Source organism: Flavobacterium chryseum, assembly GCF_004362015.1.
GTDB lineage: Bacteria > Bacteroidota > Bacteroidia > Flavobacteriales > Flavobacteriaceae > Flavobacterium.
The window spans coordinates 328,512-355,142 of record NZ_SNWW01000005.1 but is presented as its reverse complement, the minus strand read 5'-3'; the positions used below and the strand labels follow the sequence as shown (position 1 = coordinate 355,142).

Annotated in this window: 24 protein-coding genes and 1 tRNA gene; 9 read left to right on the top strand and 16 right to left on the bottom strand. The window is 33.2% G+C overall.

Features of this window, described 5'->3' with window-relative positions:
* Positions 1–116 precede the first annotated feature (116 nt).
* Complete coding sequence (locus EV143_RS12220) at positions 117–1,964, bottom strand: endonuclease (protein ID WP_133508216.1); 1,848 nt, start codon at positions 1,962–1,964, stop codon at positions 117–119.
* Positions 1,965–2,305: 341 nt separating this feature from the next.
* Positions 2,306–3,820 carry a hypothetical protein gene (locus EV143_RS12215; protein WP_133508272.1) on the bottom strand — a complete coding sequence of 505 codons (1,515 nt, stop codon included), beginning with the start codon at positions 3,818–3,820 and terminating at the stop codon, positions 2,306–2,308.
* 252 nt (positions 3,821–4,072) lie between these two features.
* Between EV143_RS12215 and EV143_RS12210 the strand changes: the two genes are divergently transcribed.
* The 4 genes from EV143_RS12210 (at position 4,073) to EV143_RS12195 (ending at position 6,535) form a co-directional block, all read left to right on the top strand.
* A complete protein-coding gene (locus tag EV143_RS12210) occupies positions 4,073–4,504 on the top strand; it encodes a PaaI family thioesterase (protein ID WP_133508215.1) in 432 nt (143 codons plus the stop codon).
* A 5-nt stretch (positions 4,505–4,509) separates the two neighbouring features.
* Positions 4,510–5,592, top strand: coding sequence for a chorismate-binding protein (locus tag EV143_RS12205; RefSeq protein ID WP_133508214.1), 1,083 nt, complete (start codon positions 4,510–4,512; stop codon positions 5,590–5,592).
* Positions 5,593–5,668: 76 nt separating this feature from the next.
* Positions 5,669–6,385, top strand: coding sequence for a bacillithiol biosynthesis deacetylase BshB1 (gene bshB1, locus EV143_RS12200; protein WP_133508213.1), 717 nt, complete (start codon positions 5,669–5,671; stop codon positions 6,383–6,385).
* Positions 6,386–6,461: 76 nt separating this feature from the next.
* Positions 6,462–6,535: transfer RNA gene (locus EV143_RS12195), tRNA-His, on the top strand.
* Between the two features lie 280 nt (positions 6,536–6,815).
* On the opposite strand, the gene ypfJ is transcribed toward EV143_RS12195, so the two are convergent.
* The 9 genes from ypfJ to EV143_RS12150 all read right to left on the bottom strand — a co-directional run bounded on the left by ypfJ (position 6,816) and on the right by EV143_RS12150 (position 18,695).
* Positions 6,816–7,664, bottom strand: a complete 849-nt coding sequence (gene ypfJ, locus EV143_RS12190; protein ID WP_133508212.1) for a KPN_02809 family neutral zinc metallopeptidase — start codon at positions 7,662–7,664, stop codon at positions 6,816–6,818.
* Between the two features lie 90 nt (positions 7,665–7,754).
* Positions 7,755–11,438: a response regulator gene (locus EV143_RS12185; RefSeq protein ID WP_133508211.1), complete on the bottom strand. Its 3,684-nt coding sequence runs from the start codon at positions 11,436–11,438 to the stop codon at positions 7,755–7,757.
* A 92-nt stretch (positions 11,439–11,530) separates the two neighbouring features.
* Positions 11,531–12,319, bottom strand: coding sequence for a hypothetical protein (locus EV143_RS12180; RefSeq protein ID WP_133508210.1), 789 nt, complete (start codon positions 12,317–12,319; stop codon positions 11,531–11,533).
* Between the two features lie 111 nt (positions 12,320–12,430).
* The gene (locus EV143_RS12175; protein WP_133508209.1) at positions 12,431–13,759 is read right to left on the bottom strand and encodes an aldehyde dehydrogenase; all 1,329 of its coding nucleotides are present in this window, start codon (positions 13,757–13,759) and stop codon (positions 12,431–12,433) included.
* A gap of 76 nt (positions 13,760–13,835) precedes the next feature.
* Positions 13,836–14,525, bottom strand: a complete 690-nt coding sequence (locus EV143_RS12170) for an RluA family pseudouridine synthase (RefSeq protein ID WP_133508208.1) — start codon at positions 14,523–14,525, stop codon at positions 13,836–13,838.
* A 70-nt stretch (positions 14,526–14,595) separates the two neighbouring features.
* Positions 14,596–14,946 (bottom strand): four helix bundle protein, encoded by a 351-nt coding sequence (locus EV143_RS12165; protein WP_133508207.1) that lies wholly within the window; start codon positions 14,944–14,946, stop codon positions 14,596–14,598.
* A 129-nt stretch (positions 14,947–15,075) separates the two neighbouring features.
* Positions 15,076–15,894 (bottom strand): 3-methyl-2-oxobutanoate hydroxymethyltransferase, encoded by an 819-nt coding sequence (panB, locus tag EV143_RS12160; RefSeq protein ID WP_133508206.1) that lies wholly within the window; start codon positions 15,892–15,894, stop codon positions 15,076–15,078.
* Positions 15,895–15,944: 50 nt separating this feature from the next.
* The gene (locus tag EV143_RS12155) at positions 15,945–17,144 is read right to left on the bottom strand and encodes an SH3 domain-containing protein (RefSeq protein ID WP_133508205.1); all 1,200 of its coding nucleotides are present in this window, start codon (positions 17,142–17,144) and stop codon (positions 15,945–15,947) included.
* Between the two features lie 123 nt (positions 17,145–17,267).
* On the bottom strand, positions 17,268–18,695 hold the full coding sequence (locus EV143_RS12150; RefSeq protein ID WP_133508204.1) for an L-serine ammonia-lyase: 1,428 nt from the start codon (positions 18,693–18,695) through the stop codon (positions 17,268–17,270).
* A 318-nt stretch (positions 18,696–19,013) separates the two neighbouring features.
* Between EV143_RS12150 and EV143_RS12145 the strand changes: the two genes are divergently transcribed.
* The 5 genes from EV143_RS12145 to EV143_RS12125 are packed head-to-tail and all read left to right on the top strand — an operon-like array spanning position 19,014 to position 23,618.
* Complete coding sequence (locus EV143_RS12145; protein ID WP_133508203.1) at positions 19,014–21,161, top strand: cation:proton antiporter; 2,148 nt, start codon at positions 19,014–19,016, stop codon at positions 21,159–21,161.
* 24 nt (positions 21,162–21,185) lie between these two features.
* Positions 21,186–21,833, top strand: coding sequence for a hypothetical protein (locus EV143_RS12140; protein ID WP_133508202.1), 648 nt, complete (start codon positions 21,186–21,188; stop codon positions 21,831–21,833).
* 30 nt (positions 21,834–21,863) lie between these two features.
* Positions 21,864–22,607, top strand: a complete 744-nt coding sequence (locus EV143_RS12135; protein ID WP_208111271.1) for a DUF2625 domain-containing protein — start codon at positions 21,864–21,866, stop codon at positions 22,605–22,607.
* Positions 22,608–22,650: 43 nt separating this feature from the next.
* On the top strand, positions 22,651–23,205 hold the full coding sequence (locus tag EV143_RS12130) for a hypothetical protein (protein WP_133508201.1): 555 nt from the start codon (positions 22,651–22,653) through the stop codon (positions 23,203–23,205).
* A gap of 47 nt (positions 23,206–23,252) precedes the next feature.
* A complete protein-coding gene (locus EV143_RS12125) occupies positions 23,253–23,618 on the top strand; it encodes a VOC family protein (protein ID WP_133508200.1) in 366 nt (121 codons plus the stop codon).
* Positions 23,619–23,717: 99 nt separating this feature from the next.
* Here EV143_RS12125 and EV143_RS12120 read toward each other — a convergent pair whose 3' ends face one another.
* The 5 genes from EV143_RS12120 to EV143_RS12100 form a co-directional block, all read right to left on the bottom strand.
* Positions 23,718–24,407: a 2'-5' RNA ligase family protein gene (locus EV143_RS12120; RefSeq protein WP_133508199.1), complete on the bottom strand. Its 690-nt coding sequence runs from the start codon at positions 24,405–24,407 to the stop codon at positions 23,718–23,720.
* 6 nt (positions 24,408–24,413) lie between these two features.
* The gene (locus EV143_RS12115) at positions 24,414–24,782 is read right to left on the bottom strand and encodes an iron chaperone (RefSeq protein ID WP_133508198.1); all 369 of its coding nucleotides are present in this window, start codon (positions 24,780–24,782) and stop codon (positions 24,414–24,416) included.
* 65 nt (positions 24,783–24,847) lie between these two features.
* Positions 24,848–25,315, bottom strand: a complete 468-nt coding sequence (locus EV143_RS12110) for an SRPBCC family protein (RefSeq protein ID WP_133508197.1) — start codon at positions 25,313–25,315, stop codon at positions 24,848–24,850.
* A 120-nt stretch (positions 25,316–25,435) separates the two neighbouring features.
* A complete protein-coding gene (locus EV143_RS12105) occupies positions 25,436–26,017 on the bottom strand; it encodes an LOG family protein (protein ID WP_133508196.1) in 582 nt (193 codons plus the stop codon).
* A gap of 9 nt (positions 26,018–26,026) precedes the next feature.
* Complete coding sequence (locus tag EV143_RS12100) at positions 26,027–26,554, bottom strand: GNAT family N-acetyltransferase (RefSeq protein ID WP_133508195.1); 528 nt, start codon at positions 26,552–26,554, stop codon at positions 26,027–26,029.
* Between the last annotated feature and the right edge of the window lie 77 nt (positions 26,555–26,631).

Below are 26,631 nucleotides of genomic sequence, written 5' to 3'. Positions count from 1 at the left end.
CAGTTTCTGAATCTGCTTAAATCTGCAAAATCTGCGTGAAAAAAATTAAATCTTAACGTAAAACAAAAAAAAGCGGCAATATTGCCGCTTTTTAATTTAGTAAGCACTCGTATTAATTAGTTGATGATTATCTTTTTAATCAGAGTTTTAGAATCTTGCGTGATTATAACGATATAAATTCCTTTTGTAAGATGACTTACTGCTATTGCAGCATCTGTTGTATCTTGTTTTTCAAAAACTGTTTGTCCTGCAAATGAAATAATTTCAATAGAATATGGTGTATCTGAATTTCCTAAACCAATATTGAAATTTCCGTCAGAAGGGTTTGGATAAATGATAATTTCATCTGATTCTGAAACAATTTCTTCTTCAACAGGTTTTGCCATTTTGCTTGCCAAATTATTACAAGTATCTGTGGTGTATGAATCCCATTGTGAACTCAAATTAAAAGTAGTTGTTGGAGAAGTAACAGTAGATTTTCTTCTTAAAGTAACATCAATAGCAAAATTGGCTGTTCCGCCACTAAAAGTTCCGATGATGTCAATTAGAACGCCATTTTTGAACAAACCTACAGCATCATTTCCGTTAAAAGTCAATTCTGTTGCCGTTGTCGAGATATTGGCTGAACCTGTAGAAAAACAACTTGAAGAAATAGAACTGTTTACAATAACGAATTTACTTCCGGTTGTTAATGTTCCGCTCAAAGCTAAACCTGTGCTCCATGATCCGGCGCCATTGGTTTGTTTTTTAATTGTATAGGCAGATAAACTAACAGAACTTCCGGTATTATTAGCAATTTCAAGGGCTTTATTATTTCCTGAACCTTCAATATATTCAGAGAAAAGCAAATCGGTTGCTGATCCGCCAGTTCCGCTGCTGTTGGTTGTCACCGAAATGGTACTGCTTGACGCAGAAGCATTTCCTGCTGCATCTTTTGCTTTTACATAAATAGAATAACTTGTAGAAGCTGTTAGACCTGTAATCGTTGCTGTCAAACCTGAAACAGTTGTTTTTAAAACGCTATTTGCATAAACATCATAACCTGTAACGGCTACATTATCGGTAGAAGCATTCCACGCAACGGTAATAGAAGTTGACGTTTTTGTAGTTGAAGCCAAACTCGTTGGAGTAGTTGGCGCCTGAGTATCTCCGGAAGAAGTTCCACCCCAAATTTGATTTACATATTCCGGATGATCGATATATGGATTTCTGTTTTTCTGACGAGCATAAATCGCATTATTTCTAGCGATTTCTCTCGCGCTAACAGGATCCTGAGCATTCCAGGCCAAAAGGGTATTTAAGAAAGCAGTTGTGAAAACTTTATTGCTTGAACCGTCAAACATAGCGTATGAATAACCTGCAACAGTATTTTCGTAGCGAGTTGCAAAGTAAAAATACATTCTGGCAATATCACCTTTAAAAGCATTTATAGGTTCAAAAACAGTTCCTGAATATCCAGATACAGAACTTGATCCTAATTTCCCGCCATTTTGAGAAGTGTAAGTTGCTGAACTTACCGTTCCGTGCGGATAATTAGAACGTATTCCGTTTACTTTTCCGTCTGTTGGTGTAATAAAATGAGCATCGGCAACCATTGGAGATGCTTCATTAAAAACCGATTGCGGAATAATATGTTCTCTGTTATAACAATCGCCTTCTACAGAATAATTTCCGCATCTTTGCGTAGTTCCTGTACTATAATTATAAGGATCTGTTCCTGATGGATTTTCAGAATACATGTCTAAAACAGTTCCGTCGTTTTCGTAAAAATTATCAACATCAGAAGTTTGATACGTGGTGTACAAACCTGCATACCCATTATCGGTATGTCCTTTAATAATGTTGTACAATTGCGTTTTTAAAGTGTAACCTGTTCCGGTTGCAGCGTTGTAATAACCAGAAGGTATCTGGGCGATACCAACTGAAACAAACATCAATAATAAATAAGAGTAGATTTTTTTCATAAATGATAGTTTAAATTTTGGTTGTTTTAATAGTTTCAAATAAACTCCAATAAATTGATTATTAGAATTTTAATTTTGAATTGTACCAAATCTACTACTTTTATGAATACGATAAGTTAAGCGATGTTTAAATTAAGAAATATTTTCCTACTGTTAGGTTTAGGTTGCCACGAAGGCGCGAAGGCTCCAAATTTTTTAATCTCGCAAAGACGCAGAGCCGCAAAGTTTTTTTAAGTTTTGTAAATAGAACTTTGCGGCTCTGCGTCTTTGCGAGCAAAATTTACATAATTTATTATATGGTCAAAAAACTTTGTGTCTTAGTGCCTTAGTGGCAAAAAACTTTACTTCGGAAAAACCACACTCTGATAAGCGCCCAAATCCGGAGGAGAAGTTCTGGTAGTTCCTATAATATCTAACGGAATTGTATAAGCCGGATTTCCTTTCGCGAAAGCGGCAGAAGTATTGTCAATATTAAATTTATTCTGATTCACATTATAAAACTTCGGATTTTCATTTAAGATTATCTGATTATAATGTTCTATATCTGTTTTAAATTGATAATCCGGATTTGTTGAAGAACTGCTGAATTTCAACAAACAATTATTCAGTTGAAACACAAAAGCAGCATTGGCATTTTTGCTCAAATTGAATTCATTGGTATTCGAACCGTAAATAATGCAATTGTTAAAAGTTGCCTGAGTCAGCGGATTGGTTTCCGGAGTTGCGCCAGCCAAACTGTTACTTAAATTAACGGCAAGATGCGAACTGCTTTGCCAATTGTTATAAAAAGTAGAATGTGTAAATGTGTAATTTCCGCCATAAACACAAGATAAACTAGCTAAGCCAGCATAATTAATGACAAGATTTTCAGCATTAATTCGGGCATTTTGAGCCAGGATTCCATATTCGGCACAATTGTAAATCTGCGTATTTTTTATCTGAATCGTTGTCGCATCCTGATTTCTGATATCCAAACCAATAAATCCATTTTTTAAAGTTAAATGATTAATCGAATGATTTGTACTTCCGTTAGCCAAAATAACTGATTTCCATTGTCCGGGAATATCTGAATATTCAGGTTCCAGACGATCGCCTTCAAAAATAACTTCGTTTTCTAATTTTGCTGTTGTTGACGTAGTTCCATTAATTTGAAGAGAAGCTTTATTAGCAACAAAAAGCCCTGAATTAGCATGAAAATGAACTCTCGCACCGGCTTCAAAAGTTATGGTTTTGTTTTCAGGAACGCCTGCATATCCGTAAATTACGTAAGGCTTCTGTTTATTGAAATTTAACTCATTTCCGTTTACAGCATCATTTTCATCCAAATAAAAACCATCAACAGGTTTTCCATCAATTTGTATTTTTTCTTTTGTTCCATCAGGATTTTGTTTCGGATATAAAAAAACCGCATCCTGAATCAGCGTTACGAGCGCCACTTCCTGAAGGTTAGTGCCACTGTCAAATTGAATTTCATCAGTATATAAAAAATCAGTCGGATCGGCATCTGTAATATCTGCCGTAGTTTCTATGAAAATATATAAACTGTCTTTGGCTAACAGCGTGACATTATTAAAAATTTTACCATTATTTCCGTTCATTCCGTCAATTGTCATTCGGTATTTAGAGCTTAATCCTTTTTTTAGCTGAATTGTCGGAATCGAAATATCGTCTTTAGTTTTGTTATACACTTTAAGTTGGTACGTGCTAGAACCGATATTTTTAAAAACGGTATCCAAATAAACAGTATCTTTTGAAAACTTTAAATCTCCGGAACTGGCAACGGTATCAAAATCAGTTCGGCAGGAACTAAAAGCTAAAAGTAAACCGAAAATAAAAAGTGCAAAGTAATGACGCATTTGAATATGTTTTTTTTTTGCCACAGATTTAAAGGATTAATATGATTTTTGCGCAATGCATAGAAAATAATCGGTAAAAATCTGTGAATCTTTGGCAATAAAAACTAGTTTTCAGTCAAAGATCGATATTGATTGTTTTTGTAAAAATAGCAAAAAACTTACATGTTCGTAAATGAATTTTAATAATAGAATTGTATTTTCTAATTTGTATCTTATCTTTTCTTTAATTTTACGATTTTAAAGCCTATTTTAATGAATTATACCAAAGAACAAATTCTAGCGTACTGCAACGACTTTTCAAAAAATACTTTGATGGAGACGCTAAAAATTGAATATATAGATGCCGGCGAAGATTTTTTAGTTGCCAAAATGCCTGTAAACCCAAGCGTTCATCAACCAATGGGATTATTGCACGGAGGCGCTTCGGTTGCTTTGGCTGAAAGTGTTGGAAGTGCCGCATCGCATTTTTTTATCAATCCGAAAGAACAGGAAGTACGCGGAATCGAAATCTCTGCGAATCATTTAAAAAGTATTCGCGAAGGCATTGTTTTTGGCACGGCGCGCATTATTCATAAAGGAAGAAGCGTTCATCTTTGGGAAATTAAAATTACCGATGAAGCCGGAAACCTGATTTCGCTTTGCAAACTAACTAACATGGTTTTAGAAAAAAAGAAAACCGAATAGAACCTATGAACGACTTTTTTTCTACCATAAGAAAACATCAAGAGCAAAAATTACCTTTTGTAATTTATTCTAAACCTAATTCATCAAGTATTTACGCGCTTTTGCAGCAGGATGATACTTTGTATACTGTTTCTGATTACAGCGAGAAAGGTTTTGTATTTGCTTCTTTTGATGAAAAACAACTGATTTTAATTCCGGAAAAACAATCAAAAATTATAAGTGCCGAACAACGGGAAGTGAACTTTAATTTTAATGAAATTGATGATCTTACTTTTGATGCTGAAGCTAAAAATCAATATGAAGATTTAGTTGAAAAGGGAATTCAGGCGATTAAAAACGATGAATTTAAAAAAGTAGTTTTATCAAGATGTGAAAAAATTGATTTAACTGATTTTGATTTTGTAATCACTTTTCAGCGTTTGATTAAATTATATCCTTCCACTTTTACGTATTGTTTTTTTCATCCTGAAATAGGACTTTGGATTGGAGCAACGCCCGAACAGCTTTTAAAAGCTAATGGAAATGTTTTTGAAACTACTGCTTTGGCGGGAACTCAAAAAGCGGAATTAGAAGAAGAAATTTCCTGGCAGCAAAAAGAAAAAGACGAACAGCAATATGTTACCGATTTTATTGTAAAAAGATTAAAAGAAGTAGCTTCATCTGTTGTGGTTACAGAACCGTATAGTATGAAAGCGGGATCAATCTGGCATATTAAAACCGATATTTCAGGCGTTTTAAACGAAAGCTCAACACTACAGGAAGTTATTGATACTTTGCATCCAACACCTGCCGTTTGTGGTTTGCCAAAGAAAAAAGCAAAAGCATTTATAATCGAAAATGAAAATTACGACCGAACTTTTTACACTGGTTTTCTGGGCGAATTAAACAGCAGTTATGCTAATAAAACGGCAAGCTCTGATTTGTTTGTAAATTTACGCAGCATGCAAATCAAGGAAATGTCGGCCATTTTATATATGGGATGCGGCATTACCAAAGAAAGTGTTCCTGAAAATGAGTGGGAGGAAAGCGTCAATAAATCGATGACAATGAAGAGAGTTTTGAATATAAAAAAGAATAGTAGTTGTTAGAAAAAAGTTTAAAGTTTCAGGTTTAAAGTTTCAGGTTGTTGGAACTTAAAACTTGAAACAAAAAAAGAAAACAAAAATGAAATTAGATATAGTAGCATTTGGCGCACATCCGGATGATGTAGAATTGGGTTGTGCAGGAACCATTTTAAAAGAAATTTCCCTTGGGAAGAAAGTTGGAATTGTAGATTTAACCCGAGGTGAATTAGGAACGCGCGGAACGGCAGAAACCAGAGATGAAGAAGCAAAAGCCGCTGCAAAAATATTAGGAGTTGAGGTTCGTGAAAATTTAGGCTTACGCGATGGTTTTTTTGCGAATGATGAAAAGCAACAGCTTGAGGTTATTAAAATGATTCGAAAATATAAACCGGAGATTGTATTATGCAATGCAATTGATGATCGCCATATCGACCACGGAAAAGGAAGCAAATTAGTTTCTGACGCTTGTTTTTTATCCGGATTGATGAAAATTGAAACTTCTCTTGATGGAGAAAAACAAGAAGCGTGGAGGCCTAAAATAGTATACCATTACATACAATGGAAAAATTTGAAACCTGATTTCGTAGTAGATATTACAGGTTTCGAAAAGCAAAAAGTGGCAGCAGTTTCGGCTTATAAAACACAATTTTATGATCCGGATTCAAAAGAACCTGCAACGCCTATTACAAGTAAAAACTTCTTTGAAAGCTTAAATTACCGCGCTCAGGACTTAGGAAGATTAGTTGGTGTAGATTTTGCTGAAGGATTTACTGTAGAAAGATGTTTGGCAGTCAATAGCTTAGGAGATTTGATTTAAAAAGTTGTATTTTTTTTCAAATTTTTCTTTGTAGAAGTAATCCTTTGTTGTATATTTGCAACCGCAAAGAAAAATGGTGGTTGTAGCTCAGCTGGTTAGAGTATTGGTTTGTGGTGCCGAGGGTCGCCGGTTCGAACCCGGTCAGCCACCCAGAAATTTAAAGCCTTGAAGAAATTCAAGGCTTTTTTTGTGCGTAAAACTTTTTACGTTTTTGTGTCATTTCGACGGAGGAGAAATCACATCCAGTTACGTACAGTGCGTCTATGCGCATGTGATTTCTCCTCCGTCGAAATGACAAAATTGTGCGCAATTACAAGTTTGTCTAGCACTATAAAGTTGGAATTTGGAATTTAGATTTTGGAATTTATGCAAAAAAAAAGCATGACGTTTAAGTCATGCTCGATTGGTTTATTATATTTGGCTTGTTATATTATTGTATTTCCTCAAAAGTAGTTCCTTGCTTGATATCTCCGGATTTAAAACCTTTTTTAAACCAGTACATTCTTTGTTCTGATGTTCCATGCGTAAAAGAATCAGGAACAACCTGCCCGCTCATTTTACCCTGAATAGCATCATCGCCCACAGCATTTGCAGCGCTCAACGCTTCTTCAATATCGCCTGTGTCTAAGTTTTTCTCATTAAAATGTGCCCAAACTCCCGCGTAAAAATCAGCTTGAAGTTCAAGAGCAACCGAAAGTTTGTTCGCCTCAGCTTCACTTTTTCCTTCTTGTTGCTCACGCATTTTTTCTGAAGTTCCTAACAAAGTCTGCACATGATGGCCTATTTCATGCGATATAACGTATGCAATAGCAAAGTCGCCACCTTTGGCTCCAAATTTACTTTTAAGTTCTTCAAAGAAGCCCAAATCCATATATACTTTTTGATCGCCCGGACAATAGAAAGGTCCGGATGCAGAAGATGCTCCGCCACAAGCCGTATTTACAGAACCTCTAAAAAGCACCAATTTTGGATTTTTATAAGTCATGCCATTTTCCTGAAATATCTTACTCCAGATATCTTCGTTATCAGCCAGGATTACACGAACAAAATTACCCATTTCTTCGTCTTCTTTGCTTAAGGGTGCAGCAGCTTCTGTTTGTGTTTGTCCGCCTTGCATATTCTCTAAGGCAGATCCTACAACCTGACCGGTTTCACCACCAAAAACGTTTAATAACAAAATAATAATACCGATAACTCCTCCGCCAACCGCTACTTTTCCGCCAGACATTCCTCTTCTGTCTTCAACGTTATCACTTTGTCTTCTGCCTAGCCATTTCATATTTTATTGTATTAGTTACTATTATAAATTTTGTTGTACGAATTTATATATTTTTTCGGATAATATGTTTCATTCAAACAATTAAGTTTTTTATTTTATCCATTTTGATAACGCTTCTTCAACAGTTCCCCGTATTATTGGTTTGGAGATATAATCGTTCATTCCTGCCGAAATACATTTGTTTCTTTCGTCTTTTTCAGCGCCTGCGGTAACAGCAATTATCGGAATATTTTTGCCGCGCATAGTATTTCTAATGGCTTTTGTAGCTTCGTAACCATTCATGATTGGCATCTGAATATCCATAAAAACCAAATCAGGATTAATATTTTCGATTTGATTTACAGCTTCATAACCATTTTCGCATTCAAAAATCATCGTATTTAAATTCAGGTTTTTTACAATTGTTTTCAAAAGAAGCATGTTTACTTTATTGTCTTCTACAATTAAAATGTTTAATTTTTTTTGATTCGAATAGTAACTTAAGGCATATTCAGGACTTGTGTTTCTCAAAATTCCTTTATATTTTTCATTCATGCTTTTGTGACTGACATTCAAATTCAAATCAAAATAAAAAGTACTTCCCTGATTTATTTTGCTGTTCAGCTGCAAACGGCTTTCCATTAAAGCCAATAGCTGATTCGAAATTGTAAGCCCTAAACCGGTTCCTCCAAATTTTCGCGTTGTAGAACTATCTTCCTGCGAGAATGCTTTAAATATTTTCTTCTGATTTTGTTCTAATATCCCAATTCCGGTATCGATTACAGAAAAACGAAGAACATAATTTTCTTCTGATTTTTCTTCAATAACAGAAACATTGAGTTTTATAGAACCTTCATTCGTAAATTTTATCGCATTCGACAAAAGGTTAATCAAAATTTGTTTTAACCTGACAATATCTGTCCAAATGTATTTAGGAACATCAGGATCAACATTCAATTCTAAATCAAGATTTTTTTGATTCGATTCAAAAATAATCAGATCAAAAATTTGTCCCAGTATTTTCTTAATATCGTATAAGTCAATAAAAAGCTCCAGTTTTCCGGCTTCAATTTTAGAAAAATCAAGAATATCATTGATGATTTCTAATAAGGAATGTGCAGATTGGTTGATGGTTGTCATGTACTTTTCCTGAATTTCTTCAAGATTAGTTTTCATCAGCAAATGCGTAAAACCGATAATACCGTTTAAAGGCGTGCGGATTTCATGCGACATATTGGCCAGGAAATCTGATTTCGATTTATTGGCTGCTTCTGCTAGTTCTTTGGCTTTGATCGCGTCTTCACTTTCTTTGATTCTGGCCATATTTCTGTTTCGGTCTAACGCCGATGAAATATTATTGGCCAATGTCTGAAAAATATAAATTTCATCGTCAGACCATTTTCTTTCTTTGGTACAATCATCAAAACCAATAAATCCCGAAAAATTATTGTTTACATACAAAGGCAGAATCAATATTGATTTGATTTCGTTTTTAACTAATAAATTTTTAAAGAAGGTGTCTTCCAGATTTTTGGTTAAAGTGCTTAAAACTTTTTTGTTTTTAGAATGCTCAATAATTTCTTTTAGATTCTCTTCTGTAAAACCTTGTAATTCTGTTATTTGATGTTCGATTCCTTCTCTTGACCATTTGTATCTCTGACTTATGGTATAGGTTTCAAAATCTTTTTCATAATAAAAAATATGATCTACTTTTGATGCTTTTCCTATAATTTCATAGGTTTCCTCAAACATTTTCTGCGGACTTTTACTCAATAAAAACTTCTCAGTACAAAGCGCCAATGCCGATAATAATTCACTTTTAAGTTCCAGTTTTTTTTCTGCCTTAAGTCGCATTTGCGATGAAATAGCAAGCGAAATAACGTCTGAAATTGTTCTGGCGTAATTAATATCCTCATTATCCCATTCTCTTTTTGTTTCGGTACTTTCAAAACAGGCGACACCGGCTAATTGTCCGTTTAAAAAGATAGGAACATCCAGCATCGATTTTATTTTGTTTTTGATGAAGTATATTTGCTGAAATTCAGAGGTTTCTAATTTATTAAATACATCAGAAGCATTTATAATGGCTTTGCTTTTTAAAGTTTCAAAGTAAATTGGATATGATTCTTTATCCAGAATATTTTTGTCATTTAGACTTTGATTATCCCGGCTAAATAAATTTCGACAAGTAATTGTGTCATCAGAATATTTCCAGAAACTTACTCTGTTTGTTTTAGAAACCGTAGCCGCTTCCTGAATGATGTAGTCAATTACAATTTGTAAGTCGTTGTATCCGCGAAAGTCTGTTGTCGATAATTTTTTGGTAGAAGTATTATACGCTTCAATTTTTTCGAGACGTCTTTTTTTCTCGTTTTCAATATTCTTTATTTCTGTAATATCTCTTGCAATACCCGCATATCCGGTTATTTCTCCCAAATCATTTTTGCGTATGATTACTTTTTGCGAAATCCAGATTTCTTCGCCACTTTTCTTAATTACAGGGATTTCAATCGTTGGATAATTAAGTTCATTTTGCGCTAAATTTTCATAAAAATCTACTGCATTTTTGATGTAATCTTCGTGAATGAAATTCGAATAATGCTGCAAAATCACTTCATCTTCAGAATAACCAAGTATTGAAAATCCAAATTCATTTATAAAAGTAAAATAGCCGTCAACGTTGATTTCAAAAATGATATCGGTAGCAGTCTGAATCAGGTTTTTGTATTGATCCTGAACAATAATTTGCTCGGTAACATCCTGACCAATACTGATAATTAAATCATTCGAAAACTTTTTATCTTTCCACTGAATGTATTTGAATTCGCCGTTTTTACCTTTTAATTTTCTGATATATAACTTATTGTCAATATACGTTTTATGGTAATTTTCTCTTATAAATTCAGGATCTTCGGTAAGTTTCCAAAATTCCATTGCCATTACTTCATCAGGAGAATATCCTAAAATGGAAGTTATGGTTTCGCTGCTAAATAGTACTTCGCCTTTTTTATTTGTAGCAATTGTTAAGGAGTTTCCTTTATGAACAATTTCGTTCGTAAACCTAAAATTATCCCGATTGTTGAGTAAAACCGCATAATTGACATGATTGATGATGAAAACAATGATACAAAAATTGATTAGTAAAATGGATGATTTTATGGGAATCAGGTGAAAAATGACGGTTGTAATTAAGTATACAAATACGATTGCAACAAAAAACCAATAGATTTTTATAGGCTTTAAAATACTGTACGAAAAGAAAAAGGAGAGTAGGAAAGTAATAATAGGAATTATATCATTTTCGAAATAGATAATATTGCGGCTTACGTAAGCAAAATAAATAAAGAAGAAAAATATAAAAATTTTCTGCGTTCTGTCTCGTAAAAATTTGATTTTATCTGTTATAAAGTACATCAGCAGGACTGAAATACCTATAACTACATTAAATACAAATAAACTTCTTGGACGAATTTTAAAAATTTCGTTGATAATTTCAATTACAATAATTGCTATACCAAAGAACAGCGCATATAACTGATACTCTTTATGAGCCGTTTCGGATTCGAGTTTCTTCTCGATGAAATAGCCAATTTTTGCTTTAATTCTAAAAAACTGATAAATAAGCAGACTTAGGAAACCAAATAGTGACAATCCTAAAATAATGAGTTTAGGATTGTTGTAGAAAATAATGTCTGAGGTAAAAACAAACCAATTTGATATAATCGATTTTAAGGCATCTCCAAAATTGGCAATTCCTGAAATAGATACATTAAAAAGACTATAGTTTTGTACCATAGAATTTGGGTCTGTTTTTGGTTCGTTAATAGCATTTTTGAATTCTCTGAAAAGAGTAGGTTAGGCTCTTTTTTTATTTCAGAATCTTCTATTTATTCAAAATCTGATCCGATTGAATCGATTGAATTTTCATCGTCAATATTAAATATAGCGCTGTAAATGGCGTATTTTACTGAATATGTTATTGGAATAGTGAATGCAACACCAATACAACAGCCAATAAAACCTACAGCCGAAGCCAGACCGCCCACAAAAAGCAAAAGAATTATTACTAAAGGTTGTTTGCTTACAAGAATGATACTTGATTTTATCGCGTCGATTGCTTTTAGATCTCCAAAAATAATTAATGGGATCGTTAATGTTGTAAATACCGTGATGGCAAGTGCAATTAAAGTATCTACAATGAGAATTCCGACCAAATTAAATAGTACTGATATTAAGCCACTTGTTAATGAAATCAATAACATCGCAAGAAAAAGCTGTGGGAAATAACGGGAATTATAATAGCTAAAGATAGTTGAAACATTAAATTCATGATCTCTATCTGCACTATAGGCCATTTTTAAGAAACCAGCCGTAAACGGACTGAAAATCGCAGCCGTAAAAGCAATTACTAAACTATAAATGATTAAAACTGAATTTGTTGTTTGTTCGGTTTGCAGGTTTTTAAAGAATTCTTCGTTGAAATGCTGAACGCCATAAAGTGAAACCAAAAGACCGCCGCCAAGAAAAAATGCTAAAATTGAAAAGACTAATAATATTAATCCGGCATAAAGTGCTATTTTTTTATAGTTTTCGAAAGCGTGGTTAAAGACATCAGAAAAGTCTAAAGGATAGCCATTTTTTTTAATGTCCTCAATTTGATCAAGTGTAGATTTCATTTTTAGTAGAATTGTTTAATACGCTTTGGTATTTTATTATTGACGTAAATATAATATATTTAATCAATTCCCTATAAAAATCTACAAAACATTACGAAAAGGTTTTCGTGCTTATATCCAGCTTAATAGGCGTTTAATAGCCTTTAATTTATCTTTGTAAGGCGCATAACGCATGGGTAAATCGATCCAGTTTCCTTTTTTTACCACTCCTTTATGGTGAGAGAAAACATCAAAGCTCAATTGCCCGTGATAAGCACCAATTCCGCTATGGCCGACACCTCCAAAAGGCAGTCTTTTATTGGAAAAATGCACTACAGTGTCGTTGATACAACCCCCTCCAAAAGAATAAGTTGCGATTAATTTTTGGGCAAAAGATTTATTGTCGCTAAAAATATAAAATGCAAGAGGTTTCTCATACCTGCTAACAACATTTTTAATATCATCTTCGGTTTCATAAGTAAGAATTGGCAAAATAGGCCCGAAAATTTCTTCTTTCATTACATGGCTATCAAGATCCGGTTCTTCTATTAAAGTTGGTGAAATGTATAATTTATTGGCATCGGTTTCTCCGCCAAAAGCTATTTTTTCGGTTTCAATCATGTTAACTAAACGAAGCCAGTTTTTAGTATTTATAATGCGGGCAAAATCAGGAGATTTTTCGAGTTTTTTCCCATAAGCTTTTGTAATTTCTTCCATCAAAAAAGAAATGAAATTGATTTTCATATTTTTTTGAATCAAAATATAATCGGGAGCAATACACGTTTGGCCGGCATTGATAAATTTTCCCCACACGATTCGTTTGGCCGCTAATTTTAAATCAGCCGTTTCATCAATTACACAAGGGTTTTTTCCGCCTAATTCAAGCGTAACCGGAGTTAGGTTTTCTGCAGCAGCTTTGGCAACTACTTTTCCAACAGCGACACTTCCGGTAAAAAAGATGTAGTCCCAGCGTTGTGCTAATAGTTTATTGGATGCTTCAACTCCGCCTTCAACTACTTCAACGTGATTGATGTGAAACGTTTTTTCGATTATTCGGGCAATTATTGTAGACGTATTTGGCGTGAGTTCTGAAGGTTTTAAAACCACGCGGTTTCCTGCCGCAACTGCAGAGATTAAAGGACATAGTGCAAGTTGAAAAGGATAATTCCAGGGCGCAATAACCAGGACATTTCCGTAAGGTTCTTTATAAATATAATCTGTAGAAGGAAAGTTGAGAAGGGATGGGAAAACGCGTTTTGGTTTTGCCCATTTTTTAATGTTTTTGATCGTGTCTTTCAATTCCGATATAACATAATTTGTCTCAGTTAGAACGGCTTCAAATTCAGGCTTTTTAAAATCATCGTATAAAGCTTTTACAATTAAGTCTTCGCTTTTCTGAATGTTATGCAACAATTTTTTTAACGTTTCTTTTCGGTATGTTATGTCGTTTTTATAGTCCATTTTGCGATCAGCTTGATTTTTAAGTATATGCAAGTTAATCGATAAAAATTAAAAAATTAAGAATTTAGTCATAAAATCACAGCGCATTCCAAATGGTTTCATCGGGCGTTGGTGCAACAATTGTAATATTTTCTTTAGAAACCGGATGAACAAAAACTAATTTTCTGGCATGAAGATGAATTCCTCCATCAGGATTGCTTCGGTCAAAACCATATTTTAAATCGCCTTTTATCGGAGAACCAATTGCCGACAATTGTGCACGAATTTGATGATGACGTCCTGTATGCAAATTGATTTCGAGCGCTACATAATTTTGAAGTTCTTTAAAAACAGTATAATCTAAACTGGCAACTTTACTATCCGGAACTTCTTTTAAATGTGCCTTTGAAGTATTATTTTTTTCATTTCTTTTTAAAAAATGAACCAACTTGGCAGTTGTTTCCAATGGTTTATTCTTCACCACTGCCCAATAGGTTTTTTGCGTTTCGCGATTGCTGAACATTTCATTCATACGCGTTAATGCTTTGCTTGTTCTGGCAAAAACTACGATTCCTGTTGTAGGACGATCTAAACGATGAATTACTCCCAAAAACACATCACCAGGTTTATTGTATTTATCTTTAATATATTCTTTTACAACATCAGATAAAGGTTTATCGCCCGTTTTATCCCCCTGCACAATATCGCCTACGCGCTTGTTAACCACTATAATGTGGTTGTCTTCGTGTAATATCTGAAGATTGTTTTTATCTGAGATTATTTTCATTTTAGACTTGCTTAGATTTTAGACTTACTTAGACTTCTTAGACTTTGAATTTTTTAGATTTATTTTTTAATTATAATAAAGTCGCTCTAAATCTGGATGTCATTTTAGTAATCTCTTCTAACATATTAATTAATTCCGTTGTACTTTCTTCATTCATAAAGCCTAAGTCAGATGAAATTAGAAGTTGCGTTTCAACTTCGTAGGCAGAGCCAATTGCTATTTCTAAAAATCTTGCGAAATCTTTGTTTGAATTTCTTGAAGAACCTTCTGCTATGTTTGAAGGAACAGAAACAGAAGCTCTTCGTAATTGATTTGTGATTCCGAATTTTTCTTCATTGGGAAATGTGGATGTTATAGAATAAATTTTAGAACAAAACAATCTGCTTTTTTTCCAAATTAAAAGCTCTTTAAATTGATGCATATTCTTTTAGATATTTAGACTTCCTTAGACCTTTTAGATATTAGACTTCTTAGACTTATGTCATTAAATAATTTAAAAACATAAAATCTAAGAAGTCTAAGTCAGTCTAAAATCTAAGCAAGTCTAATTTTAATATTGTTCTTTGTCATTCGGAAAATCACTAGCCTTAACATCAGCAGCATATTGACCAATTGCTTTTGTCATTTCTTCGTATAAATTTAAGTAACGACGTAAAAAACGAGGGCTAAATTCATTGTTCATTCCCAACATATCATGAATAACCAAAACTTGACCGTCAACGCCTCCGCCTGCGCCAATTCCTATAACTGGAATCGAAATACTTTTGGCTACTTTTTCGGCTAAATCGGCTGGAATTTTTTCTAAAACAATACCAAAACAACCTACTTTTTCGAGCATTTTAGCGTCTTCAATTAACTTTTCTGCTTCTTCATCTTCTTTAGCACGAACGCTGTAAGTTCCGAATTTGTAAATTGATTGTGGCGTTAAACCCAAATGTCCCATAACCGGAATTCCTGCGTTTAATATTTTTTTGATAGATTCTTTAATTTCTTTTCCGCCTTCAAGTTTTACAGCATGTCCGCCACTTTCTTTCATGATTCTAATCGCAGAACGCAAAGCTTCTTTCGGATCAGACTGGTAACTTCCAAAAGGTAAATCTACTACAACCAATGCTCTTTCAACTGCACGAACTACAGATGAAGCGTGATATATCATTTGATCTAAAGTTATCGGCAAAGTCGTTTCGTGACCTGCCATAACGTTTGATGCTGAATCTCCAACTAAAATCACATCAATACCTGCGGTATCAACAATTTTTGCCATCGTAAAATCATACGCTGTAAGCATAGAGATTTTTTCTCCGTGGCTTTTCATTTCGATTAGCGATTTTGTTGTGATTCTTTTATAATCTTTTTTTGCTACTGACATTTTATTTTTTTTTTGAAGATGTAAAAGTATTGAATAATTATAGATTGAAATCAGCAATAGTAGAATATTTCAATGCTAAATAACTTTCCGTCTTTAAATTCTATTCTAAATTCACTGTCCTCTAATGGTATAGAGTATGAATGAGGATTTTTTATTGAAGCTCCGATGTAAGAACCGTATTTTTCTATAAATGCTTTTTCAGTTAATGAACCGTCTAATGCTGCACCTGTAGTGAAAACAAGTTTGTTAGTTTCATTTATAAAAACTTTTATAATTTCTGCCTTATTTTGTTTTTCATCTACAGAAGCTTCTAAATCCGGATAATAATAAAAAACTTCACTTATATAAAGTCCACATTCATCGCTTATGGTTGCTTTTTTGGCAGGTTTTCCTAAAGTTTTCTCTAAATCTTTTTGCGTCAGAAATAATGATTTTGTTTTTGTTCCTTTTATTACAAACTCTGATTTTTTGGTAAACGCCGTAATTTCTTCCTGTTTTTTGTGTTTTGCCAATCCTTTAGCAATAGCAATGTTTAATTCTGTATCAGCAAGAAGTTTAGGATCATTCAATTGCTTTACAACTTCATAATATCTTTGGTAAGCCGGAGCCAGCGTTGCGTTGTCACTATTCCATGCCAGTTCTACAATCCGCTCGCCAACCGTTTTACGTTCTGTAACGTTAGTAACATCGAGTTTGTCAAAATCTTTTAATAATGTATTGAAATCCGGTCTTTTTCCAACGAATTTTCTTAGAGTAAATTTCGCATATTCATCGTTAAAACTTCCTGAGATATTTACCCATTCTTCCGGATTTTTTGGTAAATAATTAATAGCTACAGGATCGCCTGTATAAAGAATTTCTCTAATTTTTGAGTTTTTGTCCGGTTGAGCGCGTGCTTTTAGACCAGCCACCAAAACAAAAAGATGGTTTCCGCCATAATAGTTATCACCGCCTTCTAAAATAGGATTTTCATTGTCCTTTACTTTAATGTCAGCTGCATTTAATCTCGTTGCAACATATTTTTCGGGAATGAAACCTTCTGATAAATTATCTGCTTTTACCTTGTACCATCCATTTTTACTTTCAGATAATAATTGGACTTCGGCACCATATTTAAAATATCCTAAAAATTCAGCAGAAGTATTGGCTGAAGTATACAATCGTGTATCTGAATTAATAAAATAACGATCTTGAGAATGCATTAAAACAGCACAAAATAATAGTGCAATTACGAAGAGGTATTTTTTCATGTAGGTATTTTGGTTTTTGCCACGAATTTCACGAATTTTCACAAATTTCTATTTACTGAAAGTAAAAGTTAAAAAATAATTCGTGAAAATTAGTCAAATTCGTGGCAAACTTTTCGAAATCTTCTAGCAATCGGCCATGTTAACGGCAATTGCCAATCCACCTTCAGAGGTTTCTTTATATTTTGAATTCATGTCTTTTGCCGTTTGCCACATTGTATTGATTACTTTGTCTAAAGGCACTTTTGCATTTTTTGAATCCGTTTCGAGAGCTAATTCTGCAGCATTTATCGCTTTTATGGCGCCCATTGTATTTCTTTCAATACATGGAATCTGAACCAAACCACCAATTGGGTCGCACGTTAAACCAAGATGATGTTCCATTGCAATTTCTGCAGCCATTAAGACCTGAGCAGGAGAACCTCCCATAAGTTCGCAAAGTGCTGCCGCAGCCATCGATGACGAAACGCCAATTTCGGCCTGACAACCGCCCATTGCGGCAGAAATCGTTGATCCTTTTTTAAAGATACTTCCAATTTCTCCGGCAACCATCAAAAATTGTTTGATTTCTTTTTCGCCGGCATCATGATTTTCAATCACTAAATAATACATTAAAACTGCCGGAATTACACCAGCGCTTCCGTTTGTAGGAGCTGTCACAACGCGGCCTAAAGAGGCATTTACTTCATTCACGGCAAGTGCAAAACAGCTTACCCATTTCAGGATCTGACGAAATTTAACTTCTGTCTTTCTAATTTCTTCTAACCAGCTTTGCGGATCATGATAATTAGACAAACCAATTAAATTCTGGTGCATATCAAAAGCTCTTCGACGAACGTGTAATCCGCCGGGAAGAATTCCTCCTGTATGACATCCTATATACATGCATTCGAGCATCGTGTTCCAAATGCGCATTAATTCTAAATGAATTTCTGCTTCCGGACGCATCGATTTTTCGTTTTCGTAAACAATTTCAGAAATCAGTTTGTTTTCTGAAACCGTATAATCTAAGAGTTGAACTGCATTTTGAATCGGAAACGGAAAATCACATTTTATCTCTTCTTTTATCTTGGCATTAATGCGTTCTTCTTTCACCACAAAACCTCCTCCGATAGAATAAAAAGTAGATTCATATTCAGAATTATCAGCTTTAAATGCGGTAAATTTTAATCCGTTGGCATGAAAGGGAAGAAAGTCTTTATTGAAAACAATATCCTGAAGAAAGTAAAACGGAATCGTAATCTCGTTGCCTAAAATGATTTCATTACTGGTTTCGATTATTTTAATAATCCCCGCAATATCATCAATTGGAATATATTCAGGATCCTGACCGCTTAAACCCAGCATAACTGCCAAATCTGTAGCGTGCCCTTTTCCGGTTAAGGAAAGCGAGCCATATAAATCAACCTTAACTCTGGTAATTTGCTCTAAAATAGATTCGCTTTTAAGCTCTTCTAAAAAACGTTCCGCAGCGCGCCAGGGACCAAGTGTGTGGGAACTTGAAGGACCAACACCAATTTTAAGCATATCAAAAACAGAGATACATTCTTCCATTGTTCAATTTTTATTAAGACAAAGATAATTGAATAATGCAAAGATGTTTCGTTTTCATTTGTTAATGTTGCGGTTTTGTTAAAATAAATATTAAATTTTAATAATTTAGCAATGAAATAAATTTAAATGGTTAATATGTGGTTTTCGTAGAGAGTTCGCATATTTTTTAGGTATTTTTGTACTGAAACAATCACTAAAAAATCCGATTTTTTTACTTTTTAAATGAATTGGATGAAACATAACTTCTGATGGTTCATTTTAATTTTTAGCTATCTTTTTATGAAAATTAAAATACCACAAAGAAGATAAAATTACATTATGATAGAATTTTTCAAGCATTTTTTACAAGAATTCGAGTTACCGCTTAACAACCCAGTATTGATTTTCTCTTTGATACTTTTCATTATTTTGTTGTCTCCCATCTTACTCAAAAAAATTAATATTCCCGGCATTATTGGCCTTATCATTTCCGGAGTAATTATTGGTCCTCACGGACTTAATATTCTGGCAAAGAGCTCGGCAGTCGATTTATTTTCAACCATCGGATTGCTTTATATTATGTTCATTGCAGGTTTAGAACTCGACATGAATGAGTTTAAAGCCAATCGAAACAAGAGTTTATTATTTGGTTTTTTTACCTTTATTTTTCCGCTTTCAATAGGGTTTCCAGTTTGTTTTTATTTGTTGCAATATGATTTCAACGCCAGTTTTTTAACGGCAAGTATGTTTGCAACGCACACTCTGGTTGCGTACCCAATTGTAAGTAAAATGGGAATCTCAAAAAATCAGGCTGTTGCCATAACTGTTGGTGGAACAATTTTAACCGATACTGCGGTTTTGATTATTCTGGCTATCATTATGGGAAGCAGTCAGGGAAATCTGAATCAGGCTTTCTGGATAAAACTGGGTGTTTCATTGGCGATTTTTTCAGCGATTATGTTTTTAGTAATTCCGAGAATTGCTAAATGGTTCTTTAAAAAATTAGAAAGCGAAAAACACGCGCATTATATTTTTGTACTCTCTGTCGTTTTCTTTGCCGCATTTTTGGCCGAAGTAGCAGGAGTAGAGCCTATTATTGGTGCTTTCGTTGCCGGGTTAGCATTAAATCCGTTAATTCCGCAATCGTCCGCATTGATGAATAGAATTGAGTTTATTGGTAATTCATTGTTTATTCCTTTTTTCCTGATTTCTGTGGGAATGCTGGTTGATATCAGCGTTATTCTAAGCGGACCAACGGCATTGATTGTAGCAGGAACTTTAAGTGTTGTCGCTATTTTTGGAAAATGGATTGCTGCGTTTTTTACTCAAATTGTTTTTAAATATACAAAAACGGAAAGACAATTGATTTTCGGATTAAGCAGTGCGCACGCGGCAGCAACTTTGGCCGTTATTTTAGTGGGGTTTAAAGCAAAAATCCTCGATGAAAATATCTTAAACGGAACTATTATCCTGATCTTAATTACGTGTATTGTGGCTTCTTTTGCAACTGAAAAAGCGGCGAAAAAAATTGCAATCTGCGAAGAAGAAATTTCACATGAAGATGCCAATAGAGATAAAATCCTGGAAGAACATATTTTGATTCCGTTAGCGAAAACCTCTGCAACGGCAAGTCTTTTAGATTTTGCGCTTTTGATAAAAGATAAAAAATCAACAAATCCGGTAACGCTTTTAACGATTGTTCCGAATAATGATCAGGCAGAAATTAATATTTTGAAGTATAGAAAAGCCGTTGATAAATTCGTGATTCAGGGTTCAGCATCAGAAGTTAAGATTAACACTATTGCCAGAATCGACCATAATCCGGCTAGTGGAATTGCAAGAACTTCCAAAGAAATCATGTCGGATATTGTGATTGTGGGCTGGCCGAAAAAAACAGGTTTTCTGGATAAAATTTTCGGTGAAAATGTCGATTCAATCATCAATAATGTTGATAAAAGTTTATTTATCTGTCGTTTTAAAAAGACTTTTATTGAAGAGAAAAGATTAGTATTTATCTGTCCGCCTTTTTCTGAAAGAGGAATTGGGTTTCAGCTTTTGTTGCAGAAAATATGTAGATTATCTCAAGAATTAAGTATTCCGATTGTAATTTATGCAGAATATAAAACACACCAAACGATTCAGCAAATTGCTAATAATTTGAAGATTAACGCTAAGTTGGGCTTTAAAAGCATTATGGATTGGGAGGATTTTGAATCTATCTCTGATGAAATAAAACCAACCGATTTAATTGTTTTCAACTTATCCAGAAAAGGATCGGTTTCGTACCAATCCATTTTTGATAAATTACCTCAGAAATTCGAAAAATCATTTGATGATAACAACCTGATTTTGGTTTATCCGCAAGACGAAAATAAAGTAACGTCTCTGGATGCGTACGAAGATTTTACCGCAACGCCGCTAACAAAAGGTCTTGAAGCGATTGAACAGATTAGCAGCCGTTTGGGGAATATTTTGAAGAAGGGGTAAGTCTAAATTTTAATTAACATATTAATGAATAATTTAAGGACCAATTATATTGAGAAGCTTTTAAAGACGATAGAGATTCAAAGAATGATTTTAAATAATTCTAGGTTGTTTGATAAAAAATCAAAAGAACAATCTAATAATTTTATTTTAGAAGGATCTAGTGATTTTAATTTAGAAAATATAATTTTAGAAATGTTAGCTAAAGAAGATCTTACTCTTACACAACTCAAATCAACATGCAAAATGTTATTGACTTTTTGGAATGAAGGTATAGGTGTTAATGTAGAATTATTTTGGGCTGAACTTAAAAAACATAATATTGATTTTGAAAGAAATGATGAATTGAAATTTGCTCTTAATAAAAATAGATTTAGAAGAGTCGATCAAGGTTTTGGGGCTAGAATTGACTGGAATCAGATGAAAAATATGGAGTCAGTTAAAGATAGATTTTCAGTTCCAGAAATCGAACAGATTGACAAAATAATAGAAGAAGATGAGAATAAAAGAGTAGGAATCTTAAAAAAATGTCTTCTAAAAAAGCAGATTCCTAAAAGTCAATATTTGAAATTTGGGGAATGTTGGGCTTATTTATCTTATTGTAATTTGTTTGAGAAATATTTTGATCAAGAACAAAAAGATGAACTTTATGGTATTTGGGTAAATTTTAAATAAGTTTCAAAAATAAAATCACAAATCGAATAAATGACACGAAAGTTTCCGTTAATTGTATTGATATTTTTAACTTTTGCAGCAACTGCACAAAATAAAATGAAAAAAGCTGAAGAACTCATTGATAAAGCTGATCCTGGCTGGACTCTTGTTAAAGATTGGATTAAAACAGCAAAAAATAAAGTTGAGGTTTTATTCGTTGATGCATCAATCGCAAAAGATGCTTTATACAAAACGCAAGTTACAACCCGTTCGCCAATGGGAGCAATTGTTTTTATGACAGGCGGTATTTTAGTTGATGATGGATGGATTCGGATTTTAGGTTCCGGAAATTCAAAATTTAATCGCACACTTCCGGATTGGAATAAAGGAAAATCGTTTAAAGAATTTGGAGAAACACCTTCTTTTTTATTAATAGCAGATGATGCAATTGGTGGTTTTTATCTTTTAAATGGCGGTGGATTAGGAAGTGATGTAGGTAAAATTTATTACTTTTCTCCAGACAATCTCGAATATGAACAACTGGATATTACTTATTCTGAATTTTTAGAATTTTGTTTTAATAATGATTTAGATAAGTTTTATGAAGGTAACAGATGGAACGGATGGAGACAGGAAGTTTCAAAATTAAAAGGCGATGAAGTTTTTAATTTTTACCCTTTTCTTTGGACAGCCGAAGGAAGTGACATCAATAAAAGTTCACGAAAAATAATTCCGGTTCAGGAGCAATATAGTTTGAATTTAGATTTACGAAAACAACTTGGCTTTGATAAATAAAAAATTGGTTTAATGAATATTTTGAAGAAAGAATAGTTTTTTTATGAGGAAAGTTAAAGTTGTAAAAGAAAAAACTGAATCGAAAGAAGATTGGAAATGGAAGTCTTTTTATTTCTTTGTTTTAATGATAGGTATTATTCTAACAATTTTTGAAATAAACATTTTTAGAAAAACACTAATTAGTAAATATATACCCATTTCAATTATATTAGTAACAGGTTTTATTGGTTTTTTGTTTAATAAAAAACATTTTAAAAAAATATATTCAACTTCAGGTAATTTTATTATAATAATTCAGAATTTAGTTTCTTGGGGCTTTATTTCATGTTATCTATTTATGGCTATAAATTATTATTTGGCACGTCCAATTATTGAAAATTATAAAGCAAAAATAATAGAAAAGAGTTCAATGCCAGGACAAAAAGGGAGTCGAATTGAGAGACATCCTTTGGTTAGATTTAAATATTTTGATTTTGAGAAAGAACTTGTTTTTAAATTTAAGGATACAGAGAAAGTTAATCTAGCTGATAGTGTAAAAATCAATCTCAAAAAAGGCAGACTTGGTTTTGATGTTTTAGAAAGTTATGATGTATTCTAGGATTAAATTAATCGATAAATTTATTTTGAATTTTTATTAGATAAATTATGCAACACAAAATAAAATCAATCCGACCTTTTATTGGAGCTAAAGATTTCGAAATCTCAAGAAGCTTTTATCGCGATTTAGGTTTTGAAGAAACCGTTTTAGAAGCCAATTTTTCTGTTTTTAAAAGTGAAGAAACTGCATTTTATCTTCAGGATTATTATGCTAAAGAATGGATTGAAAACACCATGATTTTTTTAGAAGTTGATGATGTCGATCGTTATTATAATGAACTTTTGGAGTTGAATCTTCCGGAAAAATATCCAACTGTAAAATTAACTCCTATTCGTAATTTAGATTGGGGAAGAGAATGTTTCCTTCATGATCCGTCAGGAATTTTATGGCATTTTGGATCGTTTAAGAAATGATTTGAAGGTTTTTGGTTTGCCACGAATTATACAAATCTCCACTAATTCAAAGCTTTAAAATTAATTCGTGAAAATTTGTGAAATTCCTGGCAAAACTTCTTAAATATTACGCAAATAAAAATCACATAAAGTAATGGTATTTTCTTTTCTCTGATACCAATCATTATAAACCAATTCGAGTTTATCAACTGTAAATTCTCCAAAGTTATAATCACGAAATTTTTCTGTAACGGCAAGCAGTTTCTCCGGATTTTCGAATTTTTGCTGAAATCTCATAATAGTAGAATGCGCTGTCGAAATCTCATAACGGATATCAATACTTTGCTCTAAAGCCGAAGCTTTAAAATTCTCCCGAAGTTTGGTTCTTAAATTATTTAAAGATTCGTCAGTTGGAAAACCCTGAATCATTATAGCAGAAGGAGAAACAGTTACGCCTTTAAAATCAATTTTAATGTGATCTATACCAACCAAAGATCTTTGAATAATTTCAATATAATCCTGAACCGAAATTGTATTTAAAGAAAAGCCGTCATAACAGGAAATAATCGATAATACAGTAATATGTATATCAGAATCAGGATAATAATATTGAGTGTCATCAACAGCTTTTAATTCATTTAAAATTGACTGAATACTAGCTTTAATGCTGTCGTTGGGACGAATGAGCAATGTTATACCAAATCGGGAATCTGATGCATTATTTATTTGAGTATCTACATGGTGATTTCCCGCCAAAATAGCTTCGGAAGATTTGATGTAAAGCTGATTATAATGTTCAGTTAAGTTCATTTAAAGTTATTTCTTTTTTGGTTTTTCCCGATTTTCCTTTACTCTAAATTTAACGATTTTAGTTATTAAATCAAAAGGCATTGGTTTATCTAAGGGAAACTGAACGGAACCTTTTCCGGTTTTGTATTTAGAAAGCTCTTCTTTAAAAGCTTCATGACCGCTTGGCAAAGCATATAAACCAATATGATTTTTGAAAGCGGCAAAATACACCACAATTCCGTTTTGCTCAAAAGCCGGCATAGAATAACTGATTTTTTCCTTAGCTTCCGGAGCCGCTTTTTGAATAGTATCTCTAACTTTTTCTAAAATTTCCTGAACATCATTGTCAAAACTTCCAATGTATTCATCGATATTTTTGGGTTTCTTTGTATCCATGAGTTTTTTTTTTTGTTTTAGATTTTAAGTTCTACACAGAATGTGAAACCTAAAACGAAATTAACCTATGCAATTCCTTTTGGAAATCTATCGAGAACCAGATTCAGCTGAATTTTATGTTCTAAATAAGCTTTTGCGCCAGCCAGAACTAAAGTAAATCCTTCTGTCGAATTCCGAACCTGATCTATAATTTTATCCGCATCGCCTTTTAAGCCAGAATTGGTAATGCTAACAAAAGTTTCATTTTCATTTAAAGGCGTAAAAATCCATTCTACTAAAGTAGTTTCATCCGGATCTCCCCATTCAATCACAATTTTTTTATTTTCCTGCAAAACATGTGTCAAAACAGAAAGCGAAAAACCATACATTTCCCAAGTCCATTCTGTTTTTTGATCTTGTTCCAGTTTTCCAGAACCTTTTGTAAACCAAAATTTACTGGTAATTTCCGGATCAATAAAAGCCTGAAAAACTTCTGAAACAGGTTTTCTAATCAGCATTTCGGCTTTTGCGAATTTGTTGTTTTCTGTTTTCATCTTATTTTAATTATAAATTATAAGTTATAAATTATAAGTTAGTGAAATGTAAATATAAGGCTAAATGTCTAATTTTGAAAGCTTAACGAATTGCCAGACTCATAACTCATAACTTCTAATTCACAACCTTCCTTTATCAACCCATTTTCCAACCGTTGGCGCAACGTAATTTTTCATTTGTTCCAGTAAATCTTCAATATTGTCGCTTACCAAAAGCATTTTTTGATTTACTTCTTTCAGTAAACCTTTTTCGACCATAACTTTTGTTAACTCAATTAAAGAATCATAAAAACCATTGATGTTTAAAATGGCGATTGGCTTTTTGTGCAATCCTAATTGTCCCCAGGTTAGCATTTCAAAAAGCTCTTCAAGCGTTCCAAAACCTCCCGGAAGCGCAATAACGCCGTCGCACAAATCGTTCATTTTGGTTTTTCTTTCGTGCATGCTTTCCACCAAAATTAATTCGGTTAAACCTAAATGCGCAATTTCTTTAGAACGTAAAAAATCAGGAAGTACGCCAATTGCTTTTCCACCTTCATTTAAAACGCCATCGGCTACAGCGCCCATCAAACCTACGTTTGCGCCGCCATAAACCAATTCTATATTTTGTTTTGCCAGTGTTTGTCCAAGCAAAGTTGCCTGTTCTTTGTAAATTTCTTCAGAACCAAAACTTGATCCGCAGAAAACTGTAATTCTTTTCATTGTTGTAATTTATTGTTTTTGTAATTGGTATTCAAAATGTAGTATATCAACTCCATTCATATTAAAATTTACTTCATTTATTTTTTCTGCCCCAAGTTTTAAAACTGCTTTTTGAGAACGATGATTTTCGAATGCAACATGAAAAATCACTGAATTTAAGCTCTCAAAAGCATAATCGATCATTACCTTTTTTACAGCTTTATTATAAGGTCCGCCCCAAAATTTTCGGGTAATAAAAGTAAACCCAATTCCCACACTTAAATTTTCGGCGTTATAATCGTAAAATCGGGTTGTTCCCATAATTTCGCTGGTTGCTTTTTCTAAGATTAAAAAAGCACCCTTTGAGTTTATAGCACCTTCAAAGAAAGGCTTGAAATTTTCTAATTTATATCTGTCTTTGATAGGATATTGCTCCCAGATTAAAGGATCTGAAGCTGCTTTACACAGTTCCTCAAAATGATTTTCCTGTAGTGGAATCAATTTTATAATGCCATCTTCTAAGACTTCGGGTTGTAAATTGAATTCTGTACTGTTCATTTTTTAAAGTTTTTTTGCCACTAATTACACTAATTAGCACGAATTTTTTTTTAAATTTTGTGTCACTTTATTATAGT

Coding starts and splice junctions, on each gene's coding strand:
- EV143_RS12220 (WP_133508216.1), bottom strand. CDS start 1,964: ATGAAAAAAATCTACTCTTATTTATTATTGATGTTTGTTTCAGTTGGT.
- EV143_RS12215 (WP_133508272.1), bottom strand. CDS start 3,820: ATGCGTCATTACTTTGCACTTTTTATTTTCGGTTTACTTTTAGCTTTT.
- EV143_RS12210 (WP_133508215.1), top strand. CDS start 4,073: ATGAATTATACCAAAGAACAAATTCTAGCGTACTGCAACGACTTTTCA.
- EV143_RS12205 (WP_133508214.1), top strand. CDS start 4,510: ATGAACGACTTTTTTTCTACCATAAGAAAACATCAAGAGCAAAAATTA.
- bshB1 (WP_133508213.1), top strand. CDS start 5,669: ATGAAATTAGATATAGTAGCATTTGGCGCACATCCGGATGATGTAGAA.
- ypfJ (WP_133508212.1), bottom strand. CDS start 7,664: ATGAAATGGCTAGGCAGAAGACAAAGTGATAACGTTGAAGACAGAAGA.
- EV143_RS12185 (WP_133508211.1), bottom strand. CDS start 11,438: ATGGTACAAAACTATAGTCTTTTTAATGTATCTATTTCAGGAATTGCC.
- EV143_RS12180 (WP_133508210.1), bottom strand. CDS start 12,319: ATGAAATCTACACTTGATCAAATTGAGGACATTAAAAAAAATGGCTAT.
- EV143_RS12175 (WP_133508209.1), bottom strand. CDS start 13,759: ATGGACTATAAAAACGACATAACATACCGAAAAGAAACGTTAAAAAAA.
- EV143_RS12170 (WP_133508208.1), bottom strand. CDS start 14,525: ATGAAAATAATCTCAGATAAAAACAATCTTCAGATATTACACGAAGAC.
- EV143_RS12165 (WP_133508207.1), bottom strand. CDS start 14,946: ATGCATCAATTTAAAGAGCTTTTAATTTGGAAAAAAAGCAGATTGTTT.
- panB (WP_133508206.1), bottom strand. CDS start 15,894: ATGTCAGTAGCAAAAAAAGATTATAAAAGAATCACAACAAAATCGCTA.
- EV143_RS12155 (WP_133508205.1), bottom strand. CDS start 17,144: ATGAAAAAATACCTCTTCGTAATTGCACTATTATTTTGTGCTGTTTTA.
- EV143_RS12150 (WP_133508204.1), bottom strand. CDS start 18,695: ATGGAAGAATGTATCTCTGTTTTTGATATGCTTAAAATTGGTGTTGGT.
- EV143_RS12145 (WP_133508203.1), top strand. CDS start 19,014: ATGATAGAATTTTTCAAGCATTTTTTACAAGAATTCGAGTTACCGCTT.
- EV143_RS12140 (WP_133508202.1), top strand. CDS start 21,186: ATGAATAATTTAAGGACCAATTATATTGAGAAGCTTTTAAAGACGATA.
- EV143_RS12135 (WP_208111271.1), top strand. CDS start 21,864: ATGACACGAAAGTTTCCGTTAATTGTATTGATATTTTTAACTTTTGCA.
- EV143_RS12130 (WP_133508201.1), top strand. CDS start 22,651: ATGAGGAAAGTTAAAGTTGTAAAAGAAAAAACTGAATCGAAAGAAGAT.
- EV143_RS12125 (WP_133508200.1), top strand. CDS start 23,253: ATGCAACACAAAATAAAATCAATCCGACCTTTTATTGGAGCTAAAGAT.
- EV143_RS12120 (WP_133508199.1), bottom strand. CDS start 24,407: ATGAACTTAACTGAACATTATAATCAGCTTTACATCAAATCTTCCGAA.
- EV143_RS12115 (WP_133508198.1), bottom strand. CDS start 24,782: ATGGATACAAAGAAACCCAAAAATATCGATGAATACATTGGAAGTTTT.
- EV143_RS12110 (WP_133508197.1), bottom strand. CDS start 25,315: ATGAAAACAGAAAACAACAAATTCGCAAAAGCCGAAATGCTGATTAGA.
- EV143_RS12105 (WP_133508196.1), bottom strand. CDS start 26,017: ATGAAAAGAATTACAGTTTTCTGCGGATCAAGTTTTGGTTCTGAAGAA.
- EV143_RS12100 (WP_133508195.1), bottom strand. CDS start 26,554: ATGAACAGTACAGAATTCAATTTACAACCCGAAGTCTTAGAAGATGGC.